Here is an 18,047-nt window from a genome sequence, read left to right as displayed (position 1 = left end):
TAGTGACCACCAAGCTACGCACGGCACATGAGTCAACGCAAAGCCCGACGCCGACAACGGCGTGAAACAACGCCACGTACAGCCGAAACACGTCCGCACATGCCGAAGGCCCGGAATCGATGAACGATTCCGGGCCTTCGGTTTCAGTAGCGGGGACAGGATTTGAACCTGCGACCTCTGGGTTATGAGCCCAGCGAGCTACCGAGCTGCTCCACCCCGCGTCGGTGAACCCAACAGTACGCCATGCGACGTGCGGAAAGCGAACCGGTTACGAATGCCCCCCTCGGCGGGGCGCCCGCGGGGCCCCGCGGGCGCCCCTGGCGGACCCCGCCGTCACGTGTTCTCGGCGTGCGTCAGCGTCTCCCAGGCCACGAACAGGTCGTCCGTCCCCTCGGGCCGCCGCTCGGAGGTGAGCCGCTGGGTCTGCGGCAGGTCGAGGCCGAGGCGGCCGCGCAGATGGTTGAGGGCGACCTCGGTGTCGGGCCCCATGTCGCGCTGGACCTTCCCGCCGCACAGCCAGCCGGGCACGGGGGCGCCGCGCTGGTAGCGGGAGTGGAACTCCAGGGCGGCCCGCAGCCGGTCCTTGGTCTCGCCGTACAGGTCGACGCCCTGGTGCCAGGCGGTCTCGGCGATGTGCGCGGTGGCGGCGAGCGAGTAGCTGGCGTGCTTGAAGTTGCGGCAGGTCTCCTGGGAGAGCCCGTCGGCGAAGGTCTTCTGGCCGAACCAGTACTTCTGGAGCTGCGCCTCGGTGGTGATGTCGCTGCCCTCCGGCGACACGGGCAGGCGCCCGTCGGACTTCAGGTAGAAGTAGGCGGGGACGCGGGTGCGGAAGTGGTGCACGGCCCGCTCGAACGCCTCGTGGTCGTCGAGGAAGACGGCCATGCCGATGGTGGCGTCGGCCATGACGAGGTCCCAGTTGCCGTTGGAGTCGGCGGACCCGTCGCGGACCTGGGGCAGATAGGCGCCCCTCAGCATCCGCTCGAAGCGCAGCAGTTCGCCGTCGGTCCAGCCGTCGTAGGTGTAGCGCACGGCCTCGGCGGCGCGGGCCCAGGAGGTGGCCGCCCAGGCGGTCTGGAGCCCGGCGTTCGCCTCCGTGTGCCGGGTGAGCACACGGGACCAGGCGTCCATGATCTGCACGGCCTTCGCGGCGTGGGCGCGGTCGCCGGTGATGTTGTAGAGCAGGGCGTGCGTGTACGCGGCGAGCGCGTCCTCCCGCTCCTCGACGCACCCCTGCCCGGGGCGCAGGTCGGGCGGGCAGGCGACGACGGCGTACGGCTTGGCCGTGTAGTCGTTCGCGGCGTACTTGCTGGCCCGCATCTGCTCGTACGCCTTGAACCACGGCTCCTGGCGCGCGGCGACGCGCGCGCGGACGCGGTCGAGCTGCTTCTTGCTGACGAGGACGCCGGGGTGGGTGAACGGCAGGTCGGCGGCGCGGGCCCGGCGTACGCCGTCGTCCTTGCCGTCGTCCCCGCCGCAGGCCGTGGCGCCGATCCCCAGGGCGAGGGCCAGCGCCACGGCGAGCAGCCCCCGCACCCGACGCCCCTCGCGCTCCGCTGCCGCCATCCCGCACCTCCGTAGTCGGGCCGCGCCCCTGGCAGCGTGCCGTGGGGCGGGCGGGGGCGCAGGGGCTGATGGGCCGTGCGGGGTACGCGTCACCCGATCGGCCCTGTGGGCGTGCCCCGGCCGGGTGATCGCCCTTGACTGTGATGGGCGGCCGTGGCAGGCGCCGCGGCCGGCCCTCCCCCGATGTCCCTCGACGGCGAAGGAAGAGGCCTGTCATGGCGGAACCCGTCTCCTCCACGGAGGGCGCCACGGAGGGCGGGCCGAACCCCCCTCGGTCGAGCCTGAGCCCGCAGGCCGCGCGGAACCTCGCGCACACCACCAAGTCCGCGCCCCAGATGCAGGCGATCTCGTCCCGCTGGCTGCTGCGGATCCTGCCCTGGGTGCAGGTCTCCGGCGGCACCTTCCGGGTCAACCGGCGGCTCACGTACACGATCGGCGACGGCCGGGTGGACTTCGAGACGCACGGCTCCCGAGTCCGGGTGATCCCACAGGAGTTGCGGGAGCTCGCGGCGCTGCGGGACTTCCCCGACGACGAGGTGCTGCGGGCCCTTGCCGACGGCTTCGAGCAGCGGGAGGTCGCGCCGGGCACGGTGGTGGCGCGGGCGGGCGCGAAGGCCGACCGGCTCGTGCTGCTCGCCCACGGGAAGGTCGACAAGCTCGGGGCCGGGGCGTACGGGGCCGAGCACTCGCACGGCGCGCTCACCGGCGGCGACTACTTCGGCGAGCAGTGCCTCGGGGCCAGGAGCGGGCGGTGGGAGTTCACGTTCCGGGCGCTGACGCCGTGCACGCTGCTCGAACTGCCGCGCAAGGCGGCCAAGCGGATCGTGGCCCGCTCGCCGGAGCTCGGCGCGCATCTGGCCGAGGCGGCCGCCCGGACCGGGCCACGCGTGAACAGGCGCGGCGAGGCCGAGATCGAGGTGGCGTCCGGGCACGCCGACGAGCCCGGACTGCCCAGCACGTTCGCCGACTACGAGGCCGCGCCCCGCGAGTACTCGCTGAGCGTCGCCCAGACCGTCCTGCGCATCCACACCCGCGTCGCCGACCTCTACAACGAGCCGATGGACCAGACCCACGAGCAACTGCGGCTCACCGTCGAGGCGTTGCGCGAACGCCAGGAGTCCGAGCTGGTCAACAACCCCGAGTTCGGGCTGCTCCACAACGCCGACCTCAAGCAGCGCATCTCCACGCGCGGCGGCCCGCCCACGCCGGACGACATGGACGAGCTGTTGTCGATGCGCCGCAAGACCAAGTTCTTCCTCGCCCACCGGCGTACGATCGCCGCCTTCGCCCGCGAGTGCACCCGCGCCGGGATCTACGCGCCGGGCACCGAGTTCAACGGCCACCACGTCTTCGCCTGGCGCGGCGTGCCGTTCCTGCCCTGCAACAAGATCCCCATATCCGGGCGGCTCACCAGCTCGATCATCGCGCTGCGCACGGGCGAGGAGGACGAGGGCGTCATCGGCCTGCACCAGACGGGCATCCCGGACGAGTACGAGCCCAGCCTGTCGGTGCGCTTCATGGGCGTCGACGAGCGGGCCGTCATCTCGTACCTGGTGAGTGCGTACTACTCGGTGGCGGTGCTGTTGCCGAGCGCGCTGGGGGTGCTGGAGGACGTGGAGATCGGGCACTACGCGGGGCGGGGCGGGGGCTTCGGGGACGGCGCCGGGGGCGGCTCCGGGGAACCGTCGTGTCCCGCTTCCTGACCGGCCCCAGCGGCCTCGGCACGTCGGCGGCGAGGCCGCGCCCGCCGCGCCCGGTACCCCCCGCACCCGCAGCGGTCTCCGCGCCCGTGCCCGTCCCCCCGCTGCACTGCCCCCGCCCCCTCCGGGACGACCGGGCGCTGGGCGAGGAGGTGAACGACCGCCTGGTCGAGTGGGCCGGGCGGACCGGCCTCTACGCCGACCGGCTCGACGCCCTGCGCAGCACCGGCTTCGGCCGCCTGATCATGCTCTGCCACCCGGACACCGACGACGTGGACGTCCTCCTGGCCCCCGCGCGCTGCGTCCTGGCCACATGGGCCCTGGACGACTACTACTGCGACGACGAGGGGCTCGGCGCCGCGCCCGCACTCGTCGGCTCCCGGCTCGCCGTCGCGGCCGCCGTGGTGGAGCGGATCGGACTGCCGTCCCCGTACGCGGCCGAGTTCGAGACCGCCGTGGAGCGGGACCCGGTCCTGGTGGCGCTGCGCTCGGCCGTACGGCACCTGGCGTGCCTGGCCTCCCCCGTCCAGCTGTCCCGGGCCCGGCACGCGCTCACGACGCTGTTCCAGGGGCTGGCCCAGGAGGGGACCTGGCGCGCCACGTCCCACCTACCGTCGGTGTGGGAGTACCTGTCGAACCGGCAGACGAACAGCTTCCTGCCGTGCCTGACGGTGATCGACGCGGTGGGCGGCTACGAACTGCCCCCGGAGACCGGCGCCGACCCCCGCGTGGAACGCGCCGTCGCCGCGGCCGCCCTCGCCGCCTCCCTCCTGAACGACCTGTACTCCCTGACCGCCGAGCACGACTCCGCCACCCTCGACTTCAACCTCCCCACGTCCCTGGCGGCCGAGGACTCCTGCTCCCTCCAGGAGGCCGTCCACCGCACCGCGGACCTCCACGACGAGCTGATGCACCGCTTCGAGGCGGAGTCGGCGGCCCTGGGCCGGACCGGACCGCCGGAACTGCGCCGCTACCTGTCCGGCATCGCGGCCTGGTGCGGCGGCAACCTCGCATGGCACCGCGACAGCCCGCGCTACGCACCCCCCACGACCATCTGACCCCCCTCACCCCTCCCTTCCCCCAAGGACCCCCCATGCCCTCCCCCACAAACCTCTCCACCCCAGCCACCACCGCTCCCCCCGCCCCCGTCCTGCGCACCGACTACCAACGCTCGGTGGCGGCCTACTGGGACACCCACCGACAGGACCCCGTGAACCTGCGCCTGGGCGAGGTGGACGGCCTGTACCACCACCACTACGGCATAGGCCCCTACGACCCCTCCGTCCTCACCGCCCCCGAGCACACCCGCGCCCGGCGGACGACCGAGGAACTCCACCGCCTGGAGAGCGCCCAGGCGGACCTCCTCCTGGACCACTTGGGCTCCCCGCACGCGAACTCCCGCCTGCTGGACGCCGGTTCGGGCCGGGGCGGCACCAGCCTGATGGCGCACCGGCGCTTCGGCAGCGCGGTCGACGGCGTATCGATCTCCCAGTACCAGGTCGACTTCGCCAACGACCAGGCGCGCAGGCACAAGGTGGCCGACCGGGTCCGCTTCCACTTCCGCAACATGCTGGACACGGGCCTGCCCACCGGCGCCCACCACGCCGTGTGGACGAACGAGACAACGATGTACGTCGACCTCACGGAGGCGTTCGCCGAGTTCACCCGCCTCCTCGCCCCCGGCGGCCGCTACGTCTGCATCACCGGCTGCTCCAACGACCTCACCGGCGGCCGCTCCAAGGCCGTCAGCCACATCGACACCCACTACACCTGCAACATCCACCCCCGCAGCGCCTACTTCAAGGCCCTGGCAACAGCGGGCCTGATCCCCATCACCGTCCTCGACCTGACCCCACGGACCATCCCGTACTGGGAACTCCGCTCCCGGTCCCCCCTGGCCACAGGGATAGAACAGTCCTTCCTGACGGCGTACCGCGAGGGCAGCTTCCACTACCTCCTGATCGCGGCGGACCGGGTCTGATCCGGGCGGGACTTCCAGGTCCTGTCCGAGGGGAGGGGCTGCCGTCGACGCGGCGTCATCCGTTGGAGGGCGAGGACGACGTGGCCGGCGACTTGAAGACGGCGACGGCCCGCTGGACGCCGGTGAGCGGCGGGCCGCACTGGGTGTCGGCGCCTTGGCACGCGTCCCGCCATTCCACGAACCGCATCCCGTTGGCGACCGCTGTCAGGGTGAACTCCGGGTTCTGTACGCGGTAGGAGCACGACGTTCCGTCACAGTCCTTCTCGGCGAAGTCGGACGCTTCCACGGTTCCTGTGCCGCCCTCCGGCTGTTCACGGTCGACGTGGACCACGGCGTAGCCGGTCCCGGACAGCTCGGCGAAGGACGTCAATCTGCTCCATCCCGCTGTCAGCCGGGCCGTTTGCTCGCCGACCTCGCCCGGCTGGAAGGTCACGGTCACCTCGCAGGAGGTCGGGTGTCCGGGGCCCAGCTCCGCCGAGGAGCAGTCGTCGGTCGTGATCTGGAAGGCGTCCGATCCCGTGAGTTCCACCGTGTCCACGGTGGAGACCTTGGAGCCGGGATTGATCAAGGTGAAGGTCCGGGTCTCGCGTCGGCCCTCCTGAACGCTGAAGCCTTCCGGGCTGCCGGCGCGGGCGAAGGCGTCACGGAAGGACGTGGAGCCGGGCGTGATGAGGGGGGAGGCGGGCGCCACGCGGTCGGAGCCGCCCGGCCCTCCCTGCTCCTCCTTCCGGTCGCCCCCGCCCTTGCGGCCGGAGTCACCCTCCTTGCCCTTCTTGCCTTTCTTGCCGTCCTTGCCTCCCTTGCCGTCCTTGCCGCTCCGGCCCGGGGAACCGGGCTTGCCCCCGCCGCCGGATGATCCGCGCTCGCCGGAGGGCGCCCGGGTGCCGTCGCCTCCGTGCTGCCCCGGCCCTCGCTTCCCGTCGCTCCCGCTGCCGGAGGACGGGCCCGAGGCGGTGCCGCCGGACACGCCGGGCCGATCGTCCCGGCCCTCCTTGTCGGACCCGGTGAGGCCCAGGAGGTCCAGGACGAGCCCGCCCAGGACGATCGCGGTCAGCCCGGCCGCCGCGATCAACGCGGCCCGGCGGATCCGGCGCCAGTTTCCGCGCGCCCGGTCTCGGCGGGGCGGGGCTGTGCCGTCCGGGCCCACGACGACGAACGCGAGATTCTCGCGGGTACGCGCCATGCCCTCCTCGTCGGCCAGTCGGCCCCTGATGTCCAGGGCCCTCTCCAGCTCCTCCCTGGCCTCCCCGGCACGGTCCTGGAAGAACAGCAGGGTGCCTCTCTGGTGGGCGAAGTACGCCTCGGCGAGACTGTCGTCCCGTTCGCGAGCCGCCTCCAGGCCGGAGCCGACCACGCGCTGCCAGGTTTCCCAGCGGCCCTGGACGAACAGCACCGGCTCCACCGCCCGCACGATGTGGATCACAGCGAGCCACTCGTGCGCGCCCGCCGCGTGCCCCAGCAGCCCCACCGCCGACTCCAGCGCGGAGTGCGCCTCCGCGCCGTCGGCCGGGCGTTCCCGGAGCCACTCCACCAGCCCGCGCTCGGCCGTGGCGAGCGCGAAGTACCCCAGCAGCAGCCCGCGGTAGGTCTCGCCCTTGCACACCGGCAGTCCGAAGCGGTCGTCCGGGTGCTCGACGAGGCCCTTGTCGAACAGCGAGTCCAGGATGACGGTCACGTAGGCGACGTCGGCCATCGCCGACACCAGGGTGGCGGGAATCAGTGCCCCCGCGGTGAAGGCGAACACGGCCAGGACGCGCCGCTCGTCGGAGGTCAGCGCGTCGATGCTGAGCCGGTCCAGCTCGCCGGGGTCCTCCTCGGCCAGGGCGGCCAGCGAGGCCAGGGTGTGCTCGCCGGACGCGACCAGCGCAGCCGCCTGCCGGATGTGCAGCGGCTGCCCCAGGACCGCGTCGACCAGGTCGCGCGCGTGCTGCGTCTCCTCCGGCGGGATCCACCGGCCCAGATCGCGTACGAGCAGCGAGACCCCGGCGGGCCGCGCCAGGCCGCCCAGGTCGTGCACGGTCCCGCCGTCGCCGAGCACCGGCTCCCCGGAGCCGATCACCAGGGCGCAGCCGGGCACCATGCGCCGGACGTAGGCGACTTGGTCCTCGGTGAGGGCCACGTCGTCCAGGGCGAGGAGCGCGTTGGTGTGCCCGAGGACTTGGGCGCACTGCTGGGTGGTCAGCCGCACCGGCTCGTCGGAGGCCTCCGGCGGTCGGAGGGTGTAGAGCTCGGAGACCAGGCGCTGGAGGAGGTCGTCCAGGCCGAAGTCGCCCACTTTCAGGTACACGTGGGGCTCGGTGGCGCCGCGGGCGGGGCCGAGCGCGACGAGGTGCCGCAGGAGGGTGGTCTTGCCGTAGCCGCACGGCGCGTGGAAGTTGACCGCTTCGCGGTTCTCCACGGCGGTGTGGGCGAGGCTCACCGGCGCGTCGCGCCCGATCAGGAAGGGCTGGGGCAGTCCCTGTGTCCGGGCGGGGCCGAGCGGGTCGGTGGCGGTGGTGCGGATGCGTGCGCGGGCGATGCGGGCGCCCAGTGCGGTGTCGATGGCCAGGGTGTGCGTTCCGCAGACAACGGTGCTCATGGATACTCCGTGCTTCCTCGTCTCCTCCATGGCTCCGGCGCGCCCCTGCGATGTGTGGGGGCGGGGCTTCTGTGGCCGGTAACGCGGGCCTGTGTCCTCGGCCCTGGCTGTGGGTCGGGAGGTGGGCGCTCGGCGAATACCCAGGATCAGACGTTCGCGGGGAGCTGTCGAAGTCGGAGTGCCTATGCGGGAAAGGCCTTGGCTATAGCGGCTGTTGGGCTGGGGGCGGCGGGTGTGCGTGGCGGCGGGTGTGTGCGGCGGCGGCCGGTGCGCGCGTGCACGGCCGGTGCGGCCGCGGACGACCTGCCGCCCGGTGCGGCTCACTGTGCCGTGAGGCCGCGTGCCAGCTGTGCGGCCAGTGCGCAGAACGCGGCGGGGAGCTCTCTGCGGTCCTCGCGTCTGCGCGCCGCGACGACGCTCGCGGCGGGCAGGCCGGTGAGCCGCAGCATCCGGACTCCGGCCGGAAGCGGTGTGGTGCGGTAGGCGAAGGGGCCGGGGCACACGACGCCGTGCAGGGCGACCGAGGTGAAGACCTCGTAGGGCGAGCTGACCGGTTCGCCGACGAACTCGGGGGCCTCGCCGTTGCGCTCGGGGTACATCTGCCACCACCGGCGCATCCCGGCGGGCACGGAGGGGGCCACGTTGGGCAGCGGCTCCTCGATGACGTCGGCAAGCGTGGCGCTGTCCAGTCCGTGCAGCCGGTGGCCCATCGGGACGACGAGCCCGCGCGGCTCCTCAAGGAGGGGCTCCCACACCAGGTGCTCGGGGTCCACCGGCATCCGCATCAGCGACACGTCGACCTCGCCGCTCGTCAACGGGCCGTCGAAGTCGGTCATGGTCAGCTCGCGCCAGGCGACGCGGACGTGCGGGTAGGCGGCGGCGAAGGCGCTGAGGACCGTCACGTGCACATTGCTCGGCAGCAGCCCTCCGATGCCCACGCTCAGTCTCGCCGGGCCGCCGGCCGCCCGCCGCGCCGCACGGGCCGCGTCGTCCACCGCCGCCAGTACGAGCCGGACGCGCTCGTAGTACACCTCGCCCGCGAGCGTGGGCCGCACGCCGCCGGGACCACGGCTGAGCAGCGTGACGCCCAACTCCCGCTCCAGATCGCGGATCTGCTGGCTCAGGGTCGGCTGGGAGACGTGGAGGGCGAGGGCGGCGCGGGTGAAGCTGCCCTCCTCCGCCACGGCGACGAAGTACTTCAGATGCCTCATCTCCATGCCCAGCCGCCTCCTCCGGACATCCTCCGAATGCTCCCCTCGCATATTCCTCCGGAAAGAGCCACCGCCAGAAGGGCGCACGCCGGGGCGCAAAAGCACGCCGCTGAGGAGCGCGTACGCCAAGCACGGGCCGTACGAGGCACTCAGCACGCGCGTGCGCCGTGCTCTGCGACAGGCACGGCTACGACCGAGCGCTCCGTCGTCCACGGTGACGGTGCCCGCGCGTGACAGCGGCAGCGCGAGTTCGTCGTCCGCACAGGGCTCTGACCAGCGAAAACACGACGTAACCCCGATGTCAGGGCCCGTGTCAGGGGCGTGAAAGCCCCATGACAGGTGCGGCCGCGACCTTAGGGGACATGAAAACTTCTGCGATCGCGGTCTCGGGACTGCGCAAGGCATTCGGTGACAAGGTCGTGCTCGACGGCATCGACTTCGATGTTCCGGCGGGGTCGGTCTACTCGCTGCTCGGGCCGAACGGGGCGGGCAAGACGACGACGGTGAACATCCTGACGACGTTGATGACGGCGGACGCCGGGCTCGTGCAGGTGGCCGGGCACGACGTGGTGAGCGGGACGAAGGGGGTGCGCGCGGCCATCGGTGTGACGGGGCAGTTCGCCGCCGTGGACGAGTTGCTGTCGGGGCGGGAGAACCTGCTCCTGATGGCGGAGCTGAAGCGCGTGCGCAACAAGGAGAAGCTGATCGCGGGCCTCCTGGAGCGGTTCGACCTGGTGGAGTCGGCGCAGAAGCTGGTGTCGACGTACTCCGGCGGCATGCGCAGGAAGCTGGACCTGGCGATGACGCTGGTCGGCAGCCCGGAGATCATCTTCCTGGACGAGCCGACGACCGGCCTCGACCCGCGCAGCAGGCGCACGATGTGGCAGATCGTCCGTGAGCTGGTGGCCGAGGGCACCACCATCTTCCTCACCACCCAGTACCTCGAGGAGGCCGACGAGCTCGCCGACCGCATCGCGGTCCTGAGCGGCGGCAAGATCGCCGCCGAGGGCACCGCCGACGAGCTGAAGCGCCTCATCCCCGGCGGCCACGTGCTCCTCCGCTTCACCGACCCGGCCGCGTACCGGCACGCCTCCTCAGCCCTGCGCGAGGAGGCCACCAAGGACGACGAGGCGCAGTCGCTGCAGATCCCCAGCGACGGCACCCAGCGCGAGCTCCGCTCCATCCTCGACTGGCTGGACTCGGTCGACATCGAGGCGGACGAGCTGACCGTGCACACCCCCGACCTCGACGACGTCTTCCTCGCCCTGACCGAGCGCACCGACACGGGCCTCACCACCGGCACCAACTACACGAAGAAGGCGGCGATCTCCCAGTGAGTACTGTCTCCACGGCCATGGCCGACTCGGCGATCATGCTGCGCCGCAACCTGAAGCACACCCTGCGCAACCCGGTCACGGTGTTCAACGCGATCCTGTTCCCCATCGTGATGATGCTGCTGTTCGTGAAGGTCCTCGGCGGCGGCTTCGACGTCGGCGTCGACTACATCGACTACGCGACCCCCGGTCTGCTCGTGATGACCATCAGCTACGGCCTCGGCGCCACCTCCACGGCCGTGAACGACGACATGACCAAGGGCATCATCAACCGGTTCAAGACCATGGACGTCTCCCGCGGAGCCATGCTCACCGGCCACGTCGTCGTCACGACGGTCCGCTGCCTGGTGGCCTGCTCCGCCATCATCGGGGTGGCCTTCCTGATGGGCTTCGACCCGGGCGCGAGCGCCGGCGAATGGCTCGGCGTGCTCGGCCTGATCGTCCTGGTCAGCTTCGCCGCCGCCTGGCTCACCGTCGCCCTCGGCCTGGCCGCCAAGTCGCCCGAGTCGGCGGGCATGGCCACCGTGCCGCTGATCATGCTGCCGTTCCTGAGCAGCGCGTTCGTCCCCTCGGACACGATGGGCACGGGCATCAGGCAGTTCGTGGAGTACCAGCCCTTCACCCCGATCATCGAGACGCTGCGCGGACTGCTCGCGGGCAACCCGTCGAGCGGCGACACGATCGCGGCGGTCGCCTGGAGCGTCGGCTTCGCCGTCATCGGGTACCTGTGGGCGGTCTCCTCGTTCAAGAAGCGAGCGTGACCCCGGCGAGCTCGGACCAGCCGGTCCGCCTCCCCTCCAGAGCCGCCTCGGCGAACCGCGTGTCGCCGAGGCGGCTCCGCGCCGTCCGCTCGATCCGGACCGCGTCCGGGTGGGAGCGGTCCTTGAGCCCGAGCACGCCCTCGCTCGCCGCGAGCAGTCGTACGGCCTGCTCGTGCTCCCCGCGGCGCAGCGCCAGGTCCGCGACCCCGACGAGCACCCGCGCGATCACCGGCGCGTGCCCCGCCTCGGCCGCCGCCGCGCAGGCCGCCGCCCGGTGCTCGCGGGCCTCGCCGAGGTCGTCGGCGAGATATCCGAGCAGGTCGTACGTCAGGGAGCGGATGTTGGCCCGCTCCGCCTCCTCGCCCAACAGGGCCCTCGCTACGCCGAGTTGGGCGCGCGCCTCCGCGGTGTCGCCGTCCCACCGGGCGGGCCCGGCCTTCGAGAAGGCCAGTACGGCCAGCGCGCCCGGCCAGGTGACCCGCTCCGCGCACCGCTCGGCCTCGGCGAGGGCGGCCGCGCTCGCCGCCTCGTCGCCGAGGAGCCGGTACAACTGCGCCTGCGCCGCCAGGATCGGGACGATGTCCTCGGTGGCACCGACCTCCGCGATGGCCGCGATCGCCTGGTCGTAGTGCGCGCACGCGGCGGCGAACTCACCGCGCACGGCGATGCGGGCCGCCAGCTCCGTCTGGGCGAAGGAGATGCCGAACCGCTCGCCGAGCGCGCGGAATTCGGCGACTGCCTGTTCCAGGTGGGCGTCCGCGTCCTTCCCGTCCCGGTCGGCGGCACCGCGGCCCTGGCCGCCTTGGCCGTCCGGCCCGCTCGGCCCACCCAACCCGCCCGGCCCGAGCATGATCCGCATCTTGCCCATGTGCAGCCGGGCCAGCGCCCGCGCCCACGGGTCCTCGTGGGCGAGCAGTTCCTCGAACGCCGCCGCACCCGCGCCCGGCTCCCGCAGCATGCGTTCCAGCGGAGCGACGAGACCGATCAACGGATGGCTGCGCAGACTTAGCCCACCTGACGCACCCGACGCACCTGACTCACCCGACTCATCCGACTCACCCGACCGACCTCGCCGACCGAACTCGTACGCCTTGTGGATCCACTCCGCGGCCTGGTGCTCGTCGCCAGGGCCGGACGTCACGAACAGCACGACCAGCGCGTACACCGTGGCCCGTACGTCGTCCGTCACCTCGCCGGGCGTCCGGACGGCCGCGGTGATCAGCTCGTAGCCCTCGGTCCTGTGCCCGCTGAGCCACCAGTACCAGCCCGCGCCCGCCGCGAGCCGCATCGCCGCCTGCGCCTCGCCCGCCGCGAGCGCGCCGCGCATCGCCGCGCCGATGTTGTCGTGCTCGGCGCCGAGCACGGCGAGCCACTCCAGTTGCTCGGCGCGGCGCAGGTGCGGCTCCGCGGCCTCGGCCAGCTCGGACGCGTACGCGAGGTGGGCGCGGCGCGCCGGATCCGCCTCGCCCGCCTCCGCGAGCCGCTGCCCGGCGTACTCCTTGATCGTGCCGAGCATCCGGTAGCGGGGTGCGCTGCCGCCCTCGGCACGGAGCAGGGACTTCTCGGTGAGGGTGGTGAGGAGTTCGAGTACGTCCTCGGGCGCGACGGCGTGGTCGGCGCCACCGCCGACTTCAGTGGCTACGTCATCGGCGTACCCCGCACAGACCCGCTCGGCCCCCTCCAGGCTCGCCCCGCCGGAGAAGACGGAGAGCCTGCGCAGGACCATCCGCTCGGCGTCGGTGAGCAGCTCCCAGCTCCAGTCGACCACCGCGCGCAGCGTCCTGTGGCGCGGCAGGGCGGTCCGGCTGCCGCTGGTCAGCAGGCGGAAGCGGTCGTCGAGCCGGTGGGCGAGCTGGTCGACGGACATCGTGCGCAGCCGGGCCGCGGCCAGCTCGATCGCGAGCGGCATCCCGTCGAGGGCCCGGCACACCCGCACCATCGTCGCCAGCGTGCGCTCGTCGGCGGCGAGGCCCCGGCGCACGGCCCCGGCCCGGTCCCGCAGCAGTTGGACGGCGGGCGAGGACTCGATCTGGGCCGGGCCCGCGCCGGAGTCCGGCAGGGCCAGCGGCTCGACCTGCCACAGCGCCTCGCCGGTGATGCCGAGCGGCTCCCGGCTGGTCGCCAGGATCCGCAGCCGTCGGCACTCGCCGAGCAGCCGGTGGGCGAACACCGCCGCGGACTCGATCACGTGCTCGCAGTTGTCCAGGACCAGCAGCGCGTCCCGGTCCCGGCACGCGGCGACGAGCCGGTCCGTCAGGTCCGCGTTCGGGGCCCCGCCGAACAGGGCGTCCCGCAGGTCGAGCCCGGCGAGCGTCGCCTGCGCCACGTCACCGTCCGGGCCGATGGCGGCGAGCTCCACCAGCCAGGCGCCGTCGGGCAGTTCGTCGAGGAGGGTGCGGGCGGTCTCGGTGGCCAGCCGGGTCTTGCCGGAGCCGCCGGGTCCGATGAGGGTGGTGAGGCGGTGGGCGCGGACGCGTTCGCGTACGGCGGTGATGTCGGCGGCCTTGCCGACGAAGCTGGTGAGCTCGGCGCGCAGGTTGGTCCGCCGCCGCACGTTCTCCGGCCCGGGGGCGGGCCCGGGCCCGGTGGTCCCGGCGGCCCCGGCGGCCCCGTTGACCCCGTCGGCTCTGTGAGCCCTGTCGGCCTCTTCGGCCCCGCCGACCCTGTTGCCCCCGTTGGCCCCGTTGGTCTCGCTGACCCTGCTGACCCTGCTGGCCCCGTTGCCCTCGCTGACCCCACCAGACCCATTGCCCCTGCCAGCCCCCTGCACCCCCAAGAGCCTTGCTGCCCCTGCGACACCTGTCTCCCCAACCACCCCAACTGCACCCGCTACACCCGCTACACCCGCTACACCCGCTACACCCGCTACACCCGCTACACCCGCTACACCCGCTACACCCGCTACACCCGCTACACCCGCTACACCAAACGCCCCACCCAACTCCCCCCGCAACACCGCGACATGCAACGCCGCCAACTCGGGCGACGGATCGATGCCCAGCGCATCAGCGAGGGCTTCCCGCGCGCTCTCGTACACGGCCACCGCCTCACCGGTACGCCCGGCGGCGACGAGGGCCCGCATCAGCGCGGCGACGAGCCGTTCCCGTACCGGATGCGCGGCCACGAGCCCGCCCAGCTCCGTGACGATCTCCACCCCGCGCCCGAGGGCGACCTCCGCCTCGACGCGCTCCTCCGTGGCGGTCAGCCACAGCGCGTCGAGCCGGGCGACGGCGGCGTCGAAGGCGGCGCTGCCCCGCACCCCCACGTCCTGCATGGCCGCACCGCGCCACAGGTCGAGCCCTTCGCGGAGCAGCCGCACCCGCCCGGAAAGGTCCCCGGTCCGCACGTGCCCCGCGGCGACGAGGCGCTCGAACCGCAGGACGTCGACGGCGTCGGCCTCGACCACCAGCCGGTACCCGTCGGTCTGCCCCTCGACGGCCCCGTCCGGCAGCAGCTTCCGCAACCGCGAGACCAGCTGCTGCAAGGCGTTCGTGGCGTCGGCGGGCGGAGACTCCCCCCAGATCCAGTCGACGAGCGCGGCCTTCGGAACGCCCTGCCCCGGCCGGAGCGCGAGCGCGACCAACAGCCCGCGCAGCCGCACCCCCGGCACATCGACCAACCGACCCCCGTCGGCACGTACTTCGAACGGCCCCAGCATCCGGATCTGCACGCGCCGAGTTTGCCATGCGCGCGTCGAACTGGATCGAGGCCGAGCACGGCCCCAGCCCTCGCAGAAACGCCCCAGGTCCAGGTCCGGGTCCAGGTCCGGGTCCAGCGGGGGGGGGCGGATGGACCCGACCGGACCATTTCCGCAATGATCACGACAACCAGATGGGGGAAGCCATTGCTCGACGACCGCCTGCCCGAATCGGCCCGCAAGGCGGCTCTGCGCACGGCGCGCCGCGCCACGGGAACACTGCTGCTGATCGCCACCGTCACAGGCTGCTCCGCCGGGAGTTCTCCAGCTCCCGACCGACCGAAATCGGCACCGCCCGCGTCCACACCCGAGAGCCGCCCCGAGCACATACGCGGAGAGTCGGCCTCCCTGACCCCCAGCCTCCCCGAAGGCAAGCCGCTGGCCGAAGTCTCCTCGACGAGCGGCAACCGGACCATCCCGCTCGGCCGCATCGGCGCCGGTCCGCTGTCGGTGCTCGTCAACTGCCGGGGCAAGGGCACTCTCAAGGTGACCGTCCAGCCCGTGGCCATGAGCTTTCCCCACACCTGCGTGACCGGCCGGGTCAGCAGCACGTACAACGCACTGCGCCTCAAGGAGGCCAGGGAGACGGGCTCGATCACGGTCACCGCTCCGGCCACGGTTCGCTGGGCCCTCGCCGCGGGGCGGTAGCCGCAGGGTGATGGCGGCTGTGGGGTGGCGCGGGACGGGGTCGGCCGAGTCGGCGCGCCGAGGAACTGGATACGACCGACAAAGGATTCAATCGGTACAAAGTATCCAAAATCCCCAAACAACCAACCCCCGCAGCCTGAGCCTTCAGGAAAGAGCCATGCCTGAAAGCAACCGACGCACGCGCACACGACACGTCCGCACCGCCGCGAGGACCACCGCCGCGGCCACCGCGGCGACAGCGGCGCTCCTCCTCGCACCGACCGAGGCTGACGCCGAGGCGTCCGCCGCGCCACCCCGGGACGCCTGCTGGACCACGACCACCAGCATGCCGCGCGGCGACTGCGGCCCCTTCCGCCAGGTGTTCGCGGAGAACTTCAACGGCGACCACGTGACGCTCGGCAGCTTCTCCGACTGCGACCACAACCCCGACCGGCGCACAGCCTGGTGCGGCGGCCTCCCGGCCCCGTACCGCGCCGACTGGTGGGCCTACCCGACCGGTTGGCCGGACACGGCCAAGTCCGGCGCCGACGGCAACGTGGGCCGCACCGTCGGCGGGACGTACCACCCCGAGGACACCATCAGCGTCGGCCCGGCGGCCAACGGCGACGGGCGGATAAGGATCCGCATGTTCCGCCCGGCCGACGGCGGCGACATCCACTCCGCAGCGGTCGTACCGCGCAGGACCATGGAACGGGCGTACGGCAAATTCTCCGCCCGCATCAAGGTGACCGAGCCAGCCCCCGGCTACAAGTCGGCGTGGCTGCACTACGGAGGCGGCTGCGAGATCGACTACCCCGAACAGAACTGGACGGACACCATCACGGCCTTCCACCACCCCTGCGACGGCCGCCCCCAGGGCCGCTTCCCCACCGGCGAACACTGGACCGAGTGGCACACGGTGAGCACCGAGTGGACCCCCGGCCGGGTCCGCTTCTCCATGGACGGCAAGTACATCGGCGAGGACACCCGAGGCGTGCCGTCCCGCCCACTGAGCTGGATCCTGCAGAACGAGAGCGCGCTGTACGGCCCCTACGCCGAGCCGGGGTCGTCGGCGCGGCTGGAGATCACCTGGGTCGCGGCGTACGCATACACGGGCAAGCGATGCACCGCGGACGGACAGGCTCCGCGCACGCCACAGGCCCAGGTCGGGCACTGCCCGACCTGGGCCTGAGAGGTAGACCGTGTGGGACTCGAACCCACAACCAATGGATTAAAAGTCCTGGAGGGGACTGTCCGGATGAGTCCGGACAGTCCCCTCCAGTCCATCGACGCCTGGTCAAGGGTGGCGCGTGCCGTTGCTTGATCCATCGGTGATCGGCCACACTGCCGCCGAATGTCGCCGAAATTTACGCCGCCATTCGCCGCGACGCCTGTGCCGGTCTCTCAACTCCCAAGGGGAGCCACTGACCGCGTTCGCCGGGACCGAGTACGACGCCGCTCGAGAGCGCTGCCAGCAGCCCGGTGCGCCGGAGTCGACGGAAGGGTCTCCTGGGTGTCGGATCTCGAAGTCGGTTCCCGAACGGCTCTCGGGAATCCGTCAGCGGGTGTCGATCTCGGTGATCAGGGCCTCGATGCGGTTCTTGATCTCGTCGCGGATCGGGCGTACGGCCTCGACTCCCTTGCCCGCGGGGTCTTCCAGGGCCCAGTCGAGGTAGGTCTTGCCGGGGAAGATCGGGCAGGCGTCGCCGCACCCCATGGTGATGACGAAGTCGGATGCCTGGACGGCCTCGGTGGTGAGCACCTTGGGCTGGGCGGTGGAGATGTCGATGCCGACTTCCTTCATGGCCTCTACGGCGGCGGGGTTGACCTGGTCGCCGGGGAGGGAACCTGCGGAGCGGACCTCGATCCGGTCGCCTGCGAGGTGCGTGAGGAATCCGGCGGCCATCTGGGAGCGTCCGGCGTTGTGGACGCAGACGAACAGCACGGAGGCGAGCGGGGTGGAGGCCATCGGTTCTTCCTTCGCGGTGTGGAGCGCGGCTCGGATGGGTGCCGAGCCTCGGGTTTCAGGTGGTGGGCAGGGAGTTGAGCAGGTCGGTGATGTGGGCGGCGATGTCGTCACGGATCTGTCGGACGATGGCGATCGGGGCGCCCCTGGGGTTGGGGACGGGCCAATCCAAGTAGCGAGGGCCGGGCACGATGGGGCAGGCGTCGCCGCAGCCCATGGTGACGACGATGTCGGCGGCTCGGACGGCCTCGTCGGTCAGCGGCTTGGGGAACGCGCCGCTGGGGTCGACTCCGGCCTCGGTCAGCACCTGGGTCACGAAGGGTTCGACGGTGGCGGCCGGCGTTGTGGCTGCACACGAACAGCACCCGCGGCATCCTGCCGCCCGGCCTCTTGCGGAGGTGGTCCAGGGCATCGAGACGCTCGGCCGTCCATCGCTCGGCCAGCACGACCAGGTGCGTGGAGACCTGTGCGGTGGCGGCGAGCTGGGTGCAGGAGTCGGCGATCAGTGCCTGGACGGTCTCGGTGGAGAAGCGGCCGGTATGCCGAGCGGCCAGGCGGGCGGCGCCGGCGGCGAGGCGGGCGTCGGGCAGGACGGGCGGTGTGGGTGCGGTCATCAGGGCCCCTCCGAC

The 18,047-nt window shown here is 72.3% G+C and carries 13 protein-coding genes, 1 tRNA gene and 1 pseudogene; 7 read left to right on the top strand and 8 right to left on the bottom strand.

Going from position 1 to position 18,047, the window contains the following annotated elements; genetic code table 11:
• Positions 1-147: 147 nt before the first annotated feature.
• Together ACZ6AA_RS37690 and ACZ6AA_RS37685 are read right to left on the bottom strand one after the other, a co-directional pair.
• Positions 148-221 (bottom strand) — tRNA-Met (locus ACZ6AA_RS37690).
• Positions 222-333: 112 nt separating this feature from the next.
• Positions 334-1,563, bottom strand: a complete 1,230-nt coding sequence (locus ACZ6AA_RS37685; protein WP_468453552.1) for an alginate lyase family protein — start codon at positions 1,561-1,563, stop codon at positions 334-336.
• 215 nt (positions 1,564-1,778) lie between these two features.
• Between ACZ6AA_RS37685 and ACZ6AA_RS37680 the strand changes: the two genes are divergently transcribed.
• From ACZ6AA_RS37680 to ACZ6AA_RS37670, 3 genes are read left to right on the top strand one after another with little or no spacing between them, the layout of a single operon-like run.
• Positions 1,779-3,266, top strand: coding sequence for a family 2B encapsulin nanocompartment shell protein (locus tag ACZ6AA_RS37680; RefSeq protein ID WP_471462967.1), 1,488 nt, complete (start codon positions 1,779-1,781; stop codon positions 3,264-3,266).
• Positions 3,251-4,321, top strand: a complete 1,071-nt coding sequence (locus ACZ6AA_RS37675; RefSeq protein WP_471462965.1) for a family 2 encapsulin nanocompartment cargo protein terpene cyclase — start codon at positions 3,251-3,253, stop codon at positions 4,319-4,321. Before ACZ6AA_RS37680 ends, ACZ6AA_RS37675 begins: the two co-directional genes overlap by 16 nt.
• Before the next feature lie 35 nt (positions 4,322-4,356).
• Entirely contained in the window at positions 4,357-5,244 is an 888-nt protein-coding gene (locus ACZ6AA_RS37670) for a geranyl diphosphate 2-C-methyltransferase (RefSeq protein ID WP_468453558.1), read from the top strand.
• A 55-nt stretch (positions 5,245-5,299) separates the two neighbouring features.
• Here ACZ6AA_RS37670 and ACZ6AA_RS37665 read toward each other — a convergent pair whose 3' ends face one another.
• Together ACZ6AA_RS37665 and ACZ6AA_RS37660 are read right to left on the bottom strand one after the other, a co-directional pair.
• Positions 5,300-7,822 carry a hypothetical protein gene (locus tag ACZ6AA_RS37665; RefSeq protein ID WP_468453560.1) on the bottom strand — a complete coding sequence of 841 codons (2,523 nt, stop codon included), beginning with the start codon at positions 7,820-7,822 and terminating at the stop codon, positions 5,300-5,302.
• A gap of 320 nt (positions 7,823-8,142) precedes the next feature.
• Positions 8,143-9,039 carry a LysR family transcriptional regulator gene (locus tag ACZ6AA_RS37660; RefSeq protein ID WP_468483503.1) on the bottom strand — a complete coding sequence of 299 codons (897 nt, stop codon included), beginning with the start codon at positions 9,037-9,039 and terminating at the stop codon, positions 8,143-8,145.
• 356 nt (positions 9,040-9,395) lie between these two features.
• Here ACZ6AA_RS37660 and ACZ6AA_RS37655 point away from each other — a divergent pair, with 356 nt between their 5' ends.
• Positions 9,396-10,370 (top strand): ATP-binding cassette domain-containing protein, encoded by a 975-nt coding sequence (locus tag ACZ6AA_RS37655; RefSeq protein ID WP_468453564.1) that lies wholly within the window; start codon positions 9,396-9,398, stop codon positions 10,368-10,370.
• A complete protein-coding gene (locus tag ACZ6AA_RS37650; RefSeq protein WP_468453566.1) occupies positions 10,367-11,128 on the top strand; it encodes an ABC transporter permease in 762 nt (253 codons plus the stop codon). The genes ACZ6AA_RS37655 and ACZ6AA_RS37650 overlap by 4 nt, the downstream gene beginning before the upstream one ends.
• Here the strand turns inward: ACZ6AA_RS37650 and ACZ6AA_RS37645 are convergent.
• A complete protein-coding gene (locus ACZ6AA_RS37645; RefSeq protein WP_471462962.1) occupies positions 11,112-14,798 on the bottom strand; it encodes an AfsR/SARP family transcriptional regulator in 3,687 nt (1,228 codons plus the stop codon). The two genes, ACZ6AA_RS37650 and ACZ6AA_RS37645, sit on opposite strands and share 17 nt — an antisense overlap.
• A gap of 144 nt (positions 14,799-14,942) precedes the next feature.
• Between ACZ6AA_RS37645 and ACZ6AA_RS37640 the strand changes: the two genes are divergently transcribed.
• Entirely contained in the window at positions 14,943-15,473 is a 531-nt protein-coding gene (locus ACZ6AA_RS37640; protein WP_468483501.1) for a hypothetical protein, read from the top strand.
• Between the two features lie 157 nt (positions 15,474-15,630).
• Positions 15,631-16,644 carry a glycoside hydrolase family 16 protein gene (locus ACZ6AA_RS37635; RefSeq protein WP_471462960.1) on the top strand — a complete coding sequence of 338 codons (1,014 nt, stop codon included), beginning with the start codon at positions 15,631-15,633 and terminating at the stop codon, positions 16,642-16,644.
• A gap of 366 nt (positions 16,645-17,010) precedes the next feature.
• Here the strand turns inward: ACZ6AA_RS37635 and ACZ6AA_RS37630 are convergent, their stop codons facing one another.
• The 3 genes and pseudogenes from ACZ6AA_RS37630 to ACZ6AA_RS37620 all read right to left on the bottom strand — a co-directional run.
• Entirely contained in the window at positions 17,011-17,421 is a 411-nt protein-coding gene (locus tag ACZ6AA_RS37630; protein WP_471462958.1) for an arsenate reductase ArsC, read from the bottom strand.
• A gap of 55 nt (positions 17,422-17,476) precedes the next feature.
• The gene (locus ACZ6AA_RS37625) at positions 17,477-17,734 is read right to left on the bottom strand and encodes an arsenate reductase/protein-tyrosine-phosphatase family protein (protein ID WP_468453574.1); all 258 of its coding nucleotides are present in this window, start codon (positions 17,732-17,734) and stop codon (positions 17,477-17,479) included.
• A 148-nt stretch (positions 17,735-17,882) separates the two neighbouring features.
• Positions 17,883-18,032 (bottom strand): annotated as a pseudogene (locus tag ACZ6AA_RS37620) (arsenate reductase ArsC); the annotation flags it as partial.
• Between the last annotated feature and the right edge of the window lie 15 nt (positions 18,033-18,047).

It is taken from the genome of Streptomyces sp. NPDC040610 (assembly GCF_055594065.1).
Note: the sequence above shows the minus strand (reverse complement) of the source record. Positions and strands in the feature narration are given on the sequence as shown.

Coding starts and splice junctions, on each gene's coding strand:
- ACZ6AA_RS37670 (WP_468453558.1), top strand. CDS start 4,357: ATGCCCTCCCCCACAAACCTCTCCACCCCAGCCACCACCGCTCCCCCC.
- ACZ6AA_RS37680 (WP_471462967.1), top strand. CDS start 1,779: ATGGCGGAACCCGTCTCCTCCACGGAGGGCGCCACGGAGGGCGGGCCG.
- ACZ6AA_RS37635 (WP_471462960.1), top strand. CDS start 15,631: ATGCCTGAAAGCAACCGACGCACGCGCACACGACACGTCCGCACCGCC.
- ACZ6AA_RS37660 (WP_468483503.1), bottom strand. CDS start 9,039: ATGGAGATGAGGCATCTGAAGTACTTCGTCGCCGTGGCGGAGGAGGGC.
- ACZ6AA_RS37685 (WP_468453552.1), bottom strand. CDS start 1,563: ATGGCGGCAGCGGAGCGCGAGGGGCGTCGGGTGCGGGGGCTGCTCGCC.
- ACZ6AA_RS37665 (WP_468453560.1), bottom strand. CDS start 7,822: ATGAGCACCGTTGTCTGCGGAACGCACACCCTGGCCATCGACACCGCA.
- ACZ6AA_RS37630 (WP_471462958.1), bottom strand. CDS start 17,421: ATGGCCTCCACCCCGCTCGCCTCCGTGCTGTTCGTCTGCGTCCACAAC.
- ACZ6AA_RS37640 (WP_468483501.1), top strand. CDS start 14,943: ATGATCACGACAACCAGATGGGGGAAGCCATTGCTCGACGACCGCCTG.
- ACZ6AA_RS37655 (WP_468453564.1), top strand. CDS start 9,396: ATGAAAACTTCTGCGATCGCGGTCTCGGGACTGCGCAAGGCATTCGGT.